This window comes from Acetanaerobacterium elongatum (assembly GCF_900103835.1).
Lineage (GTDB): Bacteria > Bacillota > Clostridia > Oscillospirales > Ruminococcaceae > Acetanaerobacterium > Acetanaerobacterium elongatum.
Genome location: NZ_FNID01000022.1, coordinates 35,124 through 50,080, shown reverse-complemented (window position 1 = coordinate 50,080; position 14,957 = coordinate 35,124). Strand labels below are relative to the sequence as shown.

General features: G+C 47.4%; 14 protein-coding genes and 2 tRNA genes. 5 read left to right on the top strand and 11 right to left on the bottom strand.

Features of this window, described 5'->3' with window-relative positions; all coding sequences use genetic code 11:
- The 6 genes from tnpA to BLR50_RS14300 all read right to left on the bottom strand — a co-directional run.
- Nucleotides 1-204: IS200/IS605 family transposase (gene tnpA / locus BLR50_RS09265; protein WP_143008078.1), on the bottom strand; the 204-nt coding region annotated here is incomplete at its 3' end.
- Between the two features lie 184 nt (nt 205-388).
- Nucleotides 389-1,495 carry a radical SAM family heme chaperone HemW gene (gene hemW, locus BLR50_RS09260; RefSeq protein WP_092641034.1) on the bottom strand — a complete coding sequence of 369 codons (1,107 nt, stop codon included), beginning with the start codon at nt 1,493-1,495 and terminating at the stop codon, nt 389-391.
- Nucleotides 1,492-1,830: a hypothetical protein gene (locus tag BLR50_RS09255; RefSeq protein ID WP_143008084.1), complete on the bottom strand. Its 339-nt coding sequence runs from the start codon at nt 1,828-1,830 to the stop codon at nt 1,492-1,494. The genes hemW and BLR50_RS09255 overlap by 4 nt, the downstream gene beginning before the upstream one ends.
- Before the next feature lie 81 nt (nt 1,831-1,911).
- The gene (locus BLR50_RS09250) at nt 1,912-2,403 is read right to left on the bottom strand and encodes a hypothetical protein (protein WP_092641027.1); all 492 of its coding nucleotides are present in this window, start codon (nt 2,401-2,403) and stop codon (nt 1,912-1,914) included.
- A gap of 168 nt (nt 2,404-2,571) precedes the next feature.
- The gene (lepA, locus tag BLR50_RS09245) at nt 2,572-4,380 is read right to left on the bottom strand and encodes a translation elongation factor 4 (RefSeq protein WP_205408683.1); all 1,809 of its coding nucleotides are present in this window, start codon (nt 4,378-4,380) and stop codon (nt 2,572-2,574) included.
- Between the two features lie 241 nt (nt 4,381-4,621).
- A complete protein-coding gene (locus tag BLR50_RS14300) occupies nt 4,622-4,978 on the bottom strand; it encodes a hypothetical protein (RefSeq protein WP_143008083.1) in 357 nt (118 codons plus the stop codon).
- Between the two features lie 420 nt (nt 4,979-5,398).
- Between BLR50_RS14300 and trmB the strand changes: the two genes are divergently transcribed.
- From trmB to BLR50_RS09215, 5 genes are all read left to right on the top strand, one after another.
- A complete protein-coding gene (gene trmB, locus BLR50_RS09235) occupies nt 5,399-6,097 on the top strand; it encodes a tRNA (guanosine(46)-N7)-methyltransferase TrmB (protein WP_092641021.1) in 699 nt (232 codons plus the stop codon).
- Nucleotides 6,098-6,217: 120 nt separating this feature from the next.
- Nucleotides 6,218-7,351, top strand: a complete 1,134-nt coding sequence (locus tag BLR50_RS09230; protein WP_092641018.1) for a type II CAAX endopeptidase family protein — start codon at nt 6,218-6,220, stop codon at nt 7,349-7,351.
- 7 nt (nt 7,352-7,358) lie between these two features.
- Nucleotides 7,359-8,291: a GNAT family N-acetyltransferase gene (locus BLR50_RS14815; RefSeq protein ID WP_162840386.1), complete on the top strand. Its 933-nt coding sequence runs from the start codon at nt 7,359-7,361 to the stop codon at nt 8,289-8,291.
- 830 nt (nt 8,292-9,121) lie between these two features.
- Nucleotides 9,122-9,197 (top strand) — tRNA-Thr (locus tag BLR50_RS09220).
- A 179-nt stretch (nt 9,198-9,376) separates the two neighbouring features.
- Nucleotides 9,377-9,461 (top strand) — tRNA-Tyr (locus BLR50_RS09215).
- Nucleotides 9,462-9,755: 294 nt separating this feature from the next.
- Here the strand turns inward: BLR50_RS09215 and BLR50_RS09210 are convergent.
- From BLR50_RS09210 to BLR50_RS09190, 5 genes are all read right to left on the bottom strand, one after another.
- Complete coding sequence (locus BLR50_RS09210; protein ID WP_242871732.1) at nt 9,756-11,006, bottom strand: ISL3 family transposase; 1,251 nt, start codon at nt 11,004-11,006, stop codon at nt 9,756-9,758.
- 34 nt (nt 11,007-11,040) lie between these two features.
- A complete protein-coding gene (locus BLR50_RS09205) occupies nt 11,041-11,670 on the bottom strand; it encodes a helix-turn-helix domain-containing protein (RefSeq protein ID WP_092641012.1) in 630 nt (209 codons plus the stop codon).
- Between the two features lie 95 nt (nt 11,671-11,765).
- On the bottom strand, nt 11,766-12,989 hold the full coding sequence (locus BLR50_RS09200) for a hypothetical protein (RefSeq protein ID WP_092641009.1): 1,224 nt from the start codon (nt 12,987-12,989) through the stop codon (nt 11,766-11,768).
- Nucleotides 12,990-13,162: 173 nt separating this feature from the next.
- A complete protein-coding gene (locus BLR50_RS09195) occupies nt 13,163-13,582 on the bottom strand; it encodes a tyrosine-type recombinase/integrase (RefSeq protein ID WP_092641006.1) in 420 nt (139 codons plus the stop codon).
- 113 nt (nt 13,583-13,695) lie between these two features.
- On the bottom strand, nt 13,696-14,781 hold the full coding sequence (locus BLR50_RS09190; protein WP_092641003.1) for a GntR family transcriptional regulator: 1,086 nt from the start codon (nt 14,779-14,781) through the stop codon (nt 13,696-13,698).
- Between the last annotated feature and the right edge of the window lie 176 nt (nt 14,782-14,957).

Below are 14,957 nucleotides of genomic sequence, written 5' to 3'. Positions count from 1 at the left end.
TATGCTTACCATCATGTGTATATGGTCGCGGCATGCCTGTGCCTCTATTATTTCCACCCCTTTTTGTTCGCATAATTTCCTAAGTATCTGCCCTATATCCACCTTGATTTGTCCATATATTTCTTGTCGTCTATACTTCGGTGCAAATACTATATGATATTTACATCTCCATTTCGAATGTGTTAAACTATTTATGTCATCCATTGACATGTCCTCCTTTGTTTTTTGATGCGGTTGGTGAACCTTCATCATTCTATCACTGGAGGACCTCTTTTCGCTATAAGCGTTCTAATTCCACCAGCAGAGCTGGTGGTTTTTTGCGCTGAAGCTACAACAGTAAAAGGAGCCTTGAATCAAGGCTCCTTTTGTATTGATGTTCATGAATATACTAGGCCAATATCTTACCGATGCAGTAGTTTGAAACCAAAAAACCGTTCGGTGTTAACCGGATGCCGTTCTCGTCGCAAACACACAGGCCATACTGCCGCAGCGGTTGTGCACGTTTTAAAAGCATCTGCTCATCAAAGGCATACCGCTTATGCGCCTGCTCAAAGGCAAGCCCTTCATTCAGCCGCAGGCGAAGCATGGCATACTCCTCAAATTCCCCGCCCCCGCCCATGGGCTCGGGCTTGCTTCCCGCCAGAAAAGCCTGTAAATCCCGCGGGTAGGCAAAGCGCTCGCTTCCTATAAACGAGTGCGCCGCGGGGCCGAGGCCCAGATATTCGCGGCAGTCCCAGTAAAGCAGGTTGTGGCGGCAGGTATAGCCCTCTTTTGCGAAGTTGGAGATCTCATACTGCCGGTAGCCCGCCTGCTTAAGAACCTGCACCGCGCCAAGGTAGAGCGCCGCGGTGTCGTCCTCGTCGGGGAGCTTCAGTGCATCACGCCGTTCATAGAAAGGGGTGCCTTCCTCTATTTTCAGCAGATAAGCCGAGATATGCGTTACATTCAGCTGCGACAAAAACCGCACCGAATGCTGCATGCTCTGCTGCGTTTGGCCCGGGATGGCCAGCATCAGGTCGGCGCTGATATTCTCAAAGCCCGCCCGCTGCGCCGAAAGAATAGCATCCCTTGCCTGCGCCGCCGTGTGGGCACGGGTGAGCTGTCTCAGTTCTTCGTCTGCCGCGCTCTGTACGCCGAACGAGATACGGTTATACCCCGCCCCGCGAAGTGTAAGCAGGGTATCGTAATCGGTATGGTTGGGGTTGGCCTCCAGCGTAATCTCCGCCTGCTCCAAGCCAAAATGCTTTGCGCAGACCTTTAGCAGCTTGCACAGCCGCTCTGCGCCAAACAGGATGGGCGTGCCGCCGCCTAAGTATAACGAACAAGCCTTCCTGCCGTTTAACCGCTGCGACCACTGCTCCAGCTGTTCGCTCAGCGCCGATAGATAGATATCCATCAATGTATCGTCCGCCGTCACCGAGTAAAAATCGCAGTAGGCACATTTGCGCGAGCAGAAGGGGATATGGATGTACAAGCCGAAGGGTTCGCCTGTCATGTCGCTTCTCCTTTTGAAGGGGCACGCAGCAAAAGCTTAACAACCGCCTTTATCCCATCCAGCACCGCTCCGTACAATATAAACGAGAGAAGATGCGCAACATACCAATACACCGAGATTTCGCCCGGTATGGTTTTAGCCGAAATCTCCGGCCCGCTGTTTAATAACGCCCGGCCAGCATCATTCAGACTGATGCTTTCTAAGATAACGTTAAAGTAAATAAGCACGATGCTTTTACTATCGCCGCCCGAATAGTGATTCCATATTATCAGCAGGCTCAAAGCAGCAAACCAGAAGGTAAAAGAGGTAATGAGCAGTTTTAAAGCTTTTTTCAACATCGTTCCCCCGCAGTATTCCTATCAACGGCCAATGTATAGATGTGCATAAATATAAAGAGTGCCGGCTTCTCTCAGCGCCTATTTTGATTGCTGCTTTACCTCTTTAGTCTTCGGCAGTACCGCTTCAGGCCTTTTAAGCTCCGGCCTGTTCACTTGCGGCCCTTTCGCTGCGGTCTTTATGAAACGAATCAGCCGTATAATCAGCGTCTGTATTACATCCACAACGGCGCCGTACAGCACAAAGGTAAGCAGGTGCGCGATATACCAGTAAACCGAGATACCCCCGGCGGCAACAGCCGGCCCGCTGCTGAGTACATTCATCCCGAATTCGCTAAAGCTCACGCTCTTTAAGATTGGGTTCAATCCGATGAGGATCATCCCCTTGCTGTCGCCACCGAAATAGTGGTTTGCAATAATCAGCAGGCTCAGGATGGCAAAGCAAAGGGTGAATGAGAGATAAAGCGTTCTGCGTCTCATCCTTCTAAACTTCTTCATCGTCTTGGCTTGCGCCTTCGCCGGCCCTTTAGCACTCTTTTCCTTTTTGGGGGCTTTCTCATTTGCCTTTGCCATTACCGAATCACCCTCCTTGTCTTTTGCGGGTAGAACTCTTCAAGCAGCGCCATATAATGGGGAAGCTTCGCCATGCTCGGCTCCCAAAACTTAAAGACATAGCGGGTACACCTATAATATTGATTTTCATCTATGCAGCGCTTGCATGGCAGGCACCGTCACCGATGCTTATTCGTCCAGCTTCAGCACGCTCATAAACGCCTCCTGCGGCACCTCTACGGTACCGAACTGGCGCATGCGCTTCTTGCCTTCCTTCTGTTTTTCCAGCAGCTTCTTCTTACGGGTGATGTCGCCGCCGTAGCACTTAGCCAGCACGTCCTTGCGCATCGCCTTCACCGTCTCACGGGCAATTACCTTTCCGCCGATTGCCGCCTGAATGGGTATCTCGAACATCTGGCGCGGGATATTGTCCTTCAGCTTTTCCGCCATGCGGCGCGCGCGGGCATAGGCCTTATCGGCGTGCACAATAAACGACAGTGCATCGATTACATCGCCGTTTAACAGGATATCCAGCTTCACCAGCTTGGACTGCTCATACCCGCTCAGCTCGTAATCAAACGAGGCATAGCCGCGCGAGCGCGACTTTAGGGCATCAAAGAAGTCGTATACAATCTCGTTGAGCGGCAGGGCGTAATGTAAATCCACACGGTCGGTGTCCAGGTACTTCATATCCTTGAATACACCGCGCCGCTCCTGGCACAGATCCATAATATTGCCCACATATTCCGAGGGAGTGTAGATGTGCGCGTTCACCATCGGCTCCTCCGCGCTTGCAATCAGCGACGGGTCGGGGTAGTTGGTGGGGTTATCGATATAGATATCGTTGCCGTTTGTCATATGCAAAAGGTAGATAACGCTGGGTGCGGTGGTTACAAGGTCTAAGTTATACTCGCGCTCCAAACGCTCCTGAATAATCTCCATGTGCAAAAGCCCCAAAAAGCCGCAGCGGAAGCCGAAGCCCAAGGCCACCGAGGTTTCGGGCTCAAAAGAGAGCGCCGCGTCATTAAGCTGCAGCTTCTCCAAGGCGTCGCGCAGGTCGGGGTACTTGGCGCCGTCGGCGGGGTAGATGCCGCAGAACACCATCGGGTTTACCTTGCGGTAGCCGGGCAGCGGCTCGGCGGCGGGGTTTTCCGCATCAGTTATGGTATCGCCCACGCGGGTATCCTTTACGTTCTTGATGCTGGCGGTGATGTAGCCTACCTCGCCCGACCGGATTTCATCGCCGGGCAGCAGGCTTGTCGCACCCATCGCTCCCACCTCCACCACGGTAAACTCCGCACCGGTCGACATCATGCGCATGGTCATGCCGGGGCGCACCACGCCCTCCATCACGCGCACATAGACAATAACGCCCTTGTAGGCGTCATACACCGAGTCAAAGATCAACGCGCGCAGCGGGGCCTCGTCGTCCCCCTTGGGCGCCGGGATATCGGTAACAATGCGCTCGAGCACCTGCTCGATGTTAATACCCGCCTTGGCCGAGATGCGCGGCGCGTCCATCGCGGGCAGGCCGATTACATCCTCAATCTCGTGGCACACCTTTTCGGGGTCGGCGGCGGGAAGATCGATCTTGTTCACCACCGGCACCACCTCAAGGTCGTGGTCAATGGCAAGGTAGGTGTTGGCAAGCGTCTGCGCCTCTATTCCCTGCGACGCGTCCACCACCAAAACAGCCCCCTCGCACGCCGCGAGCGAGCGCGAAACCTCGTAGTTGAAGTCCACATGACCGGGGGTATCGATAAGGTTGAAGTCGTAGGTTTCGCCGTTTAAGGCGGTGTAGCTCAGCCGCACCGCGCGCGCCTTAATGGTAATGCCGCGCTCGCGCTCAAGCTCCATGTTATCTAGCAGCTGGTCCGACATATCCCTTGCCGCCACGGCGCTGGTTTTTTCAAGGATACGGTCGGCAAGCGTGCTCTTGCCGTGGTCTATATGTGCGATAATACAGAAATTCCGGATGTGGTCACGGTCAATGGACAAGTGGTATTCCTCCGCTTTCAAAGCCCTTTTAGGGGCAATAATAAACTGTTCTGCTGTGGGCAGCTGCCTTTTGCGTACAATTACCCATAATAATGTATTATAGCATAATCAAGGCTTTATACGCAATGTGACAAATGTAAAAAGGCATGTCCGCAACGGCTTTGTAAAATGGTGTATTTAATATTAAAAGAATAATATTTTACAATAATATTACAATACATATATGGTACTATTTATAAATTTATTTTATATTAATTATAAATCTATATTTTATAGGATGTTGAACTATGAAGAGAGAGGGTTTACTATGTGTGGTGACGATTCTCATTGTTTTATCGCTGGTTATTTCACCTTGCACAACTGTTTTCGCTTTACCTGTGAGGTGATAATCCATGCCCCCGTTAAAGTGGCGTAAGCTATTCTGGATTCTGATTGCTGTCTGGGGTGCTATCAATATCTCCTGTGCTTTTTTTAACGGCATTGTGCAAATCATCATTGCGGTTATTGCAATGATCTTTCTGTGTGTAATAGTTATTCTTGGCTTCATCTTTTGGCGTTGCCCCACCTGTAAGCGTTTTTTGCCTCGTGGGTTATTCATAGAGTATTGCTCCTATTGTGGCGAGCCGCTTGATACGGACGATAAGAACACCGGAAGTCAGGATACGAAAGAACATTAACCGTTTATTATTTTATTCATACCGCTCAACAGACCGGATAAAGGTTTGTCGGGCGGTATTTTCTATTCTCTCGCTTATTCTTGCGCATCACTGATTAATAGTGCTATAATATGCCTGCTACGAGAGGGCAGAACGTAGGGACCGTTCTTGACCGTTCTGCCGACATTGAAGCCCTTGATTGTCCTCAGGACGAACACGCGGGTTCGTCCCTACAATTCTACGTCGGAACGCCGTAGGATCGATTTACAGCGGACTATCGATGATTTTGATAGAACCGCAGACGCGCAATGCGCGCCCCTACAATCTATCCCCCACCACCTATATAGAAAGGAACCACACCTATGCGTATACGGCACAAACCCTGGGCGCGCCCCGAGCTGGCGGCAAGCCCGTTCTTCATAGACATCCCAACAGAGCAGAAGGGCCGCTGGAAGAGCGCCTTTGCTCACCCAGAACGCCCCCTGCACCTGGAGCTTGGCTGCGGGAAGGGCGGCTTTGTGGCGGCCATGAGCGTGCAGCACCCCGAGATAAACTTCATCGCGGTGGATATTAAAAGTGAGATGCTCGGCCTTGCCAAACGCAATGTGGAAAAGGCAAGCGCCGCAGCGGGCAAAGCGGTGGATAACGTTTTACTCACTGCTTATGATATCGAAAAATTATCCGAAATCTTTAATGAAAACGACGCCCCCGAGCGTATTTATATCAATTTCTGCAACCCGTGGCCCAAGCCCAAGCACCACAAAAAACGCCTGACCCACCCGCGCCAGCTCCACACCTACAAAAGCTTTCTGCACCCGGGTGCCGAGCTGTGGTTTAAAACCGACAGCGAGCCGCTGTTTCTGGGTACGAAACGGTATCTGGAGCAGTCGGGCGGCTTCGAGGTTCGCTTTTTAACCGACGACCTGCATAACAGCGGCTTTACCGAGAGTGTACCCACCGAGCACGAGCGCATGTTCTCCGAAATGGGGCTGCCGATACACTTTTTAATTGCGGTATATAACGGCGGCAACAAGCCAGAGCAGACCCCTGCAATTCCCTGATATCTTCGTATCTTGTTCACAAATAAGCGGTATATTTCGCAGATTCTGCTTGCTATACTGATAATGGTTTTGCTGATTTTTATTGCAGGTTCATTTCAGTTGTGAAAGGAACGAAACGCGATGGCCGGATATTCCCCCTATGATCCAAACCAACCCGCGCAGGGGCAGAATGGATATCAAAACCCTTACCCTTCAAATGGCTATAACCCTCCGCCGCAGGGGTATACTACCTGCTATGTCCATCAGCAGTATACCTTTGTGCAGGGGTACGGCTTTATGCTGCCCACCCCCGAGGATACCGAACGCACGGAGCTTAGCCGTCAGAGCCGCCAGTTGGGGCTTTCGCTGTTTATCTATTTTCTTCTGCTGCTGTTCATAAAGCCGGTTGCGTCCAGCCTTACACTGTTTTTAATTCGCCTATTTATCTCAAATTTTCCTACCGATAAATCTGCCCTTATCACCCTGCTGTGGTTTTACCCCTTGGTTATTCTGCTGCCGTTTTGGGTGTTTAAGCATTACACGGGTATTCCCACGCATGCGGCACTGCCCATGCGCGTGCCCCGGTTCGGGATTGTTTTTCCCGGCATCTTCATCCTGTTGGCACTTACGGCGGTGGGTACCTTTGCAATGAATGCACTCTCCAGCCTGCTGAGCCTTGCGGGCCTGTATGTTAAGCAAAACAGCGTTCCGCTTCCCGAGGATGTCGGCGGTATCGTACTATATATGCTAAACTTTGTGCTCATTGCCCCTGTGGTGGAGGAACTGGTGTTCCGCGGCTTTGTAATGCAGCCGTTGCGCCGCTTCGGCGACGGCTTTGCGCTGATTGTGTCATCGCTTGTTTTTGCACTGCTGCATGTAAACCTTTTAAAGCTGCCCTATGCATTCCTGTGCGGGTTGTGTATAGGCTATTTCGTATTGCGCACCGGCTCGCTGCTGGCGGGAATGGTGCTGCACTTTACCAACAACCTGTTTGTAACCGTCGGCGATCTGCTCACCCGCCGCCTTTCGCCGCAGCTATATACCCTCAGCCAGAGTATCATGCTTGCGGTGTTCCTGTTAACGGGGATTATAGCCGCAATAGCGCTGGTTCGCAGAAAGCCCGGTATGTTTACCGTAATGCCCAGCGAGACGGCGCTCAACGAACGCACAAAGCTTGGCGTGATGCTTGGCAGTGTACCGATGGTGCTCATTTACATAGCGGTTGGCGTTATGATTCTTACCAGCTTTGCCTTCATCGGCGCATCAACATGGTAAAAACGTTATGGTTCAGTTGATTGCCGTTGATAACAACACCGTCAGCCATTACCGGCTGTTTGAACAGGAGTACGAAAGCCGGTTAAGCCGTTACACCTCCAGAATCCACCCCCACCAACACGAGCGGTACGAGTACTTAACCCAACAGGGCCTGCTCTTTTGGAGGCTGATTCTCTGCGAGGGGCGGTATATCGGCAGCGTGTGGTTGGAAAAGGACGCTCCCTCCTCCGATACCGCAAGCCTTGGTATCTTCATTCTTGAAGAGCCGCTGCGCGGAAAGGGTATCGGGCGTAAAGCTATCCGGCTTGCGATAGACGAAGCCGCCCAAACGCTTCATATCCGCCAGGCAGAGCTGAATGTGCGCGCCGATAACCCCAGAGCCTTCAAATGCTACGAGCGGTGCGGCTTTACGAAGACTAGCCGCTTTACAAAGCCTAACGGTATAGAGGTCTTCCACATGGTTAAACCGCTGAATAACAACAGTCTTACAGATACCCCCGAATACTATATGAGCTTGGCGCTTAATCAGGCGCGCCTTGCTGCCTCTCTTGGCGAGGTGCCCGTGGGTGCGGTGATTGTCAAGGACGGCGAGGTGATTGCCGAGGGCTGCAACCGCCGTGAAACCGACCACTGCGCCACCTATCATGCAGAGGTAATGGCTATTGAGCAGGCCTGCAAAAAGCTTGGCAGCTGGCGGCTTTCGGGCTGTGATTTATATGTTACGTTGGAGCCCTGCCCCATGTGCGCGGGCGCCATTATCAACGCTCGGGTAAGCCGCGTGTATATCGGCGCACTGGATGAAAAGGCCGGGGCCGTACGCAGCGTTGCCGCTATGTTTGAGATGCCCTTTAACCACCGCCCCGCCGTAAAGTGCGGCATATTGCAGCAGGAATGCACTGCCGTTCTGGCCGATTTTTTTGCGTCTCTTCGCAAGACATGACAATCGTATTCGACGTATTAACAGTTTATTCACACTATTTCGACAATCCTTTGTTATAATGAGGCTGTCGAAACAGTATACCTGTTTCAGACAATCCCCCTCCTTTATAATTAACTCCATACTTACTTTATCTTACGAGCTTTCAGGCTCGTCTTTTTTTGTCGAAAAATGTTAATGTTGGAAAGTTATTAACAGTTAAAATGGCTTGGTTTTGCCGTTTTGCACACCGATTGTTGAAAACTGTGTTGAAAAGGTTGAAAAGTTAAATCAAAACTTGAAATATTACCTTTCGTAATCAATTGATAGGAACGTATTTTCGCCCACTAGATATTGTGATACTTAAATTACCGCTAACTCCATAATGTGGATTTTTCTTGTATTTTACTACATTCTCAATCAAGTCCCTCCGCAGTAACATAGAGCCCTCAGTTTTTTCTACAAAAATCGGCACGTCTGCATAAAAGCGTGCCGATTTTCTAGCGATTTAAGAATTCACGGTGTGGCGGGTTCGGAGAAGTAGGTTTTACGTTCTATGCAATTACCCCTTGTTACCCGCGTGTTCCGCCCCATTCCGCCACCGTAAAGCCCTTGCGTTCAAACGGGGTGAGCTTCTGCTCCTTGATTTCAACCGGCTCGTTCAGCGGCTGACATAACCGCTTGAATAATTCTTTCTATCTATGGTATACTGATGTCTGACATGTCGGCCTGCCGCCGTTCCAAAGCGGCAAATATTCGCAAGCTTCGCCCAGAAATTACTTTTATCCACAGTCTAAGAAATATCCTTGACAAAGGTTGCCCGATGTGTTAGAATAACATGCGTCGACAAAAACGCTGGTGTAGCTCAGCCGGTAGAGCAGCTGATTTGTAATCAGCAGGTCGGGGGTTCGAATCCGTCCACCAGCTCCACTGTTTTGAGTAAGTTCGGCACGGATTCGAACCCTGAGAGGGCTTTTCGCGTTAAGAAAAGCTGCCGGCGGCAGTTTTTTAGCGAAAAGGGGCGCAGCGCGACAGCGCAAGCCCGGCAGACGCGCAGCGGCTGCATCCGTCCACCAGCTCCACTGTTAAGCTGCCAATCAATTGAATATGGGAGGGTTCCCGAGTGGCCAAAGGGGGCAGACTGTAAATCTGTTGCGTCTCGCTTCGATGGTTCGAATCCATCTCCTCCCACCATAGAAAAACACCTGCTATTCAGCGGGTGTTTTTCTATGGTTTTTAGGCAGGAGTAGGATTCGAACGAGGTGAGCTCCGCAGAGCGAGCCGAAGCTCGCGCCTTTGTGCAGCAAAGGCGTTGGAATCACATCTCCTCCCACCATAGAAAAGCACCTGCTATTCAGCGGGTGCTTTTGTTTTGGCTTCAGCTGCGGAAGCATTAAGCTACCCGCAGCTGTTTTTTGTGGCTCTATGTCAATAGTTGTGGTGCAGGAAAAGGAAAGAATGGGAACAATAAAAGCAGCGAAGGAAGCGTTAAGAGGACAAAGCAGCATTTTGCTGACTAAAAACATGAAGGATTCTGTTTCTGAAGCGGAAGAAATTACGATAACCATAGGTATTACGTTTTAATACCTTAATTTTGTTGTTACAGCCCTCGGTGAAACCATTGGAGTAAGGCAAGGTGAAGGCGTTAAGAATCTCAGGAGCCCAAAGGATAAAGGTATCAGCACACTGATGGAAACGAGGAATGGAACTGTTTTGAGCGTGTAAAATCCAAGAGGATAGTTCTTGTCGCAGCAATACCGCATCCTTAATTCTGGATAACTTACAAAAGGATTCTTTAAGATAATAAGCGCTGGATAGGTTCGGACTTGCGTAAAGCATCACGTTTACCTCCTGTTTTTGCTCATTCGATAAGGAATCGAAAGGTTTTAATAAAAGAAATCTGGAATGCTTAAAGTATATCCGGTGAGATTTTGAGAATTTCTTTTGCTCTTCTTTCCGTACCGCTTCAAAGGCCCATTCCACTTGTCTCATGATATGATATCTATCTAAAACGTGCTTAGCGGTTTTAAAGTATGTACCAAAGATATCCGCATAGGGCTTCCACATATCACTGACAACAAAGGAAGTATTAAAGCGGTTTAGATCTTTGAAATAGGCAGCTAAATTGTGAAAGAAGCGATCAGGGAGGACATCTAAAACCCATCCGTTCTCAGGGTCTGTAAGAATACATTGATATTTTTCTTTTCCTGTATTACCTTTGAATTCATCAATACCCAATACATTACCTAGTACAGGCTTGCCATAATTAACAATGTCAAAGATACGGATAACGGTTGATACGGAAAGGTTCACCTGATTTGCTATACTGGTAAATGAGTAGATATCCCGCAGGCGGTCTATTACATAGGCCACAAGACGGCTTGTCATTCGGTGATAGTGGGGTAAAAAAGTATTCTTCTCGTAGAAGCACTTACCACAGGCCTTACAGCGGTAGCGGCGTTTGCGGTATAACAGTATCACTTGCATACCGAAAGCCGGTATGTCCTTAGCGGGCTGTAAGCGGTAATCATGTACACAATCCGTTTCTTGTCCGCAACACGGGCAGAGATGTGCTTTTCTTGGCAGTTCTATTGTGGCTTTATAAATTCCGTTAATATTCTCTTCCTTTTTTATGATTACCTCTTTTAATCCCAGCAGTTTTTCTGTAATATTAGTAGAGAGCATATTGTGTACCTCCGATGATGGTTCTAAGCAATTCCATTCTATCGGTTTTTCCACAAATATGCTCTCTTTTTTTACTCTTTTTTGAGCTCTATTTGCTGTCTACCACAACATTTATTATAGAGCCTTTTTTCTTTTGCTTTGCTTTTGGTTGCTCTCCGAACAGTAGTATGTAGAGGTTATGTGAAAAGCTGCCATCTTGTTTCCGGCGGTTTTGTTTTTTTAGAAACAGGTACTCCTGCAGCGCACGAATCTTTTTCACAATGGTCGCTATCGTCAGATGCACGTTATCCCGGATGTTGCTCAGAGATGGGAACGCTGCGGCGGTGTTATTCATGCAACGGAGTATGTACAGGTAGATGGCCGTGGCCGTCGTACCGGTGCAGGCGGCAACCTTGCGGAACATTTCTCTATCCACTTTAAAATAGCCGTTTTTTGTGGCCGGTAAGTTCACAATGTAGCCGTTGGCCAGTGTTATGCCTGTGAATGGGTTATGGCGCGGTATGATAGAGATAAAGCCCTTCTGCTCCAGTGAGCTTACAATGGTCATGGCAGAATCCGCGCTGGTGTAGCCGCACGCTTTTGCGATAGTTTCATATTTTGCAACTACATAATCTTGATGGTCTGGCTTGTGGATACTGGCAAGATAGGTAAGCATAACAAGCTCATTGGCCTTCAGGCCAAGCTTAAACAGGCAATTCGGCATTTTAATATAATTCATTTCTTATAAACACTCCCTAAATAATAAAGGCTTTAGAAGCGTTAATCGCCCCTAAAGCCTAAGTAATTAAATTTGAATATAATTAAATAACTTCGTTAGTTATTTTTATCTTTAATAAGATAAAGTGATCTCCCAGATGTAATCATTGCAATTGATTCCCCGTCTTCTGAAAATATATTGTCAGACTGCAGATTAACTGGCTCAAATTCATCATCTCTATTTTCAAGAAGAATTTTATATTTAACGGTATCATCTGAGTTTATCATACTTAAGTTGATCTTAGAATAATCATCGCTGAAGTCCACTAATAATTTGTTGCTACTGATTCTACTAAAGCAGATATCTTCAGCTTGATTATATTGTTCAGGTACTGGTACATACTGAGCCTCTTGTTTTCCATCGGTATTTATAACTTTAAAAGTATCGCATTTACTGCTCATCAGCGAATTAAAAGAACCGGTTATGTCATTTTTAAAATAGTAATCTTCTCGGGACTGACTTAATTTCATATTCCCATCTATGATGTAATTCAAATCTCCAGTCCCAATGTTGAAAATCGCCATGCATAATTCATGTTTCTGCGTCACTAAGTTTAAGAGAATTTTGGAGCTATCCAGAAATGCTACATCAGTACAAAAAATATCACTGTCATACTGTGGCAATTGTATTCTATCAAGTGAGTAAATAAGTTGGTTATTGTCAACGTCGTAAACTTCAAGACTTCTTTTTTCATTTGTTATATAAGCAACTTTTTTATTATCTTTTGATAGTGCAATTTTGTTGCCGGAATAGCCTGAAGGCAACATAATTTCTCTTATTGGGTTCAAAGTATAATCATACAAACTTAAGCAACCCTTATTGAGATCTAGAGCCCTTATCGAATCATCTCCCAAACCGCAAGAAGTGTTTCTATTTCCGGTACTCATTTTTATAGTCAGCGTCTTTAAAATTTTAAGATGTTTTACATCGTATAGCGTTAGAAAATAGCATTGATTTTGTGTATCATTGACATCCTTATGAATGATAATAAGTGTGCTATTATTAATGAAACTTACATTAACAATAGTAAATTTGTCTACACCAATTTGCTTAGTTAAATTATAGCAAACTTTATCATTTGATGATTGAATGATATTCTCTTGGACTAATTGTTCTGAAGGAATTTCAAGTGGCTCACGACTTGAGCTTTCATTTGGAGTATTGCTTATACTATCCTGCATTTGGCTAACAGCCGCATTGCTAACATCCCAATTGCTATTATTACTGCATGAAACTAACATTAAAGTGGTACATAAAACAATAATTATTTTTTTATACATACTTCCTCCATCAAATGAAATATTAGTACCCCGCAAGTCTTATTTAATAGATGCACATATGAATTATTATAGCATCATTTCTAATATATGTAAACAACCCCCCCGGGGAGATAAACCATTGAAACTAAATTCAAATTGCCCTAGTCTTACTCTAGGGCAATTTGAAGCCGAGATTATCTATCCAATTTTGCAGATAAAAACACGTTAATTTCATCGAGATAAATACCTTCCTCAGCAAAGTATGGGGCAATGTGGTTATATATTTGACCATAATATGTTTCATAAGTGTTCCCTTGAAGCTTAAACTTATGAGTCTCAAGCCATAATTTCATATAATCACAAAATAAAATTCTTTGTGACTTGAGTTTACTTAAAATGGTTGAATAATTATTAGAAGAGATGTTGTTTTTGCTCTTATCATTCATCATGAGAGATAAGCTTTTTTCAAGATACACGTCAATGCAACTCCTTGTAGTTAAATTGGGTTGCTTATATTGTATCGTAATTTGTCGCATTTCGTAAAATGATTTTGAATAAGGCTGTAAATCTGTTGCGTCTCGCTTTGATGGTTCGAATCCATCTCCTCCCACCATAGAAAAACACCCGTTCTCTACACGGGTGTTTTTGTTTTGGCTTCAGCTACGGAAGCATTAAGCAACCCGCAGCTGTTATTTATTATAGTAATATGTAGCACCATCAGCCGAAATCAGATGTTCGCAAAAGAAAGTTCCTTTACACTGGCACGCTCTACTGTTTTCCACTGGAATATCTTCGAGGTCTCCTGCTTGCCGCAAATCATATTTACAACCTTTTCGGCGGCTACCCGTCCAAGCTCATCCTTGGGGTGCGACAGCGAGGTGATGTTGGGCGACGCAATACTCGCATACAGGCTGTCGTCAAAGCTGATGAGCGACAGATCCTCCGGAACGCTCTTCCCCTCCAGCTTGATTGCCTTCAGTACATCCAAGGCAATCATATCATTGTAGCAGATGATGGCGGTGTGGCCGTTGATGAGATTTTTCAGCTGTGCAGAGGTCGTGAACCCCGCGCGGTTTAGGTCATTGTACCAGCACACGCTGTCGTCATTCAGCGTAAGCCCCGCGCGCGAAACCGCCTGCATAAACCCCGTGCACCGCTCCACGCCCTGCTTGTCGTCTGATTTAAATATCGCAGCTATTTTGCTGTGCCCCCGGTCAAGCAGGAATTCTGTTGCCATCCTGCCGCCCGCACGGTCATCAACGGTAACCGATATCGGGTTCTTGAGCTGGTCATAAGAGGCATGAATAAAAACTATCGAGGTGCCGCGGGCCTCCAGCTCCTCATACAGGTTGATGTTGGGGTTGGGAAGCGCGGTTTTCGTGCCCTCAATAATCAGCCCCCGCACGGGGTGCGTAAGGTAGTATTCCAGCTTCGCGCGCTCGTTGTCGGTTCGATTGTAGGTAGACGACAGCGATAAGGTAAACCCCTTTTCGTCCAGCGTTTTCACAATTCCTCTGACGATAGAGGGGAAGATATATTCGGTGATATAGGAGAAGATGACCCCTACGTTCCTGTTGTCGGTTTTGTACCTGCCCTGGTCGCGGGATACATAGGTTCCGCTGCCCTGCTTGCGCTCCACAAGGCCCTCCTGCTCCAGAAGATTAAGCGCCTGCCGGATGGTTTGGCGGCTGACAGAGTATAGCTGAGCCAGCTCAATCTCGGTCGGCAGCCGTCCGCTTTCTGCGGCCATCCTCTGCGCGATGTCTGTGCGGATGATATTGGCAACCATTTGGTACTTTGTTTTTTCGCTCATCGAATTCCCGCCCCCACAATTAGTACGTACATATTTTACCACGATTAGTTGCGTTTTGCAATTAAAAGTACGAAATTTTTAAAGGCAGCACCGAGAATTATGTTAATTTTGCACATATATGTACGCACCTATTTGTAATTGTATGAGAAATGTCACAAAAGGTATTGTATTGTTCG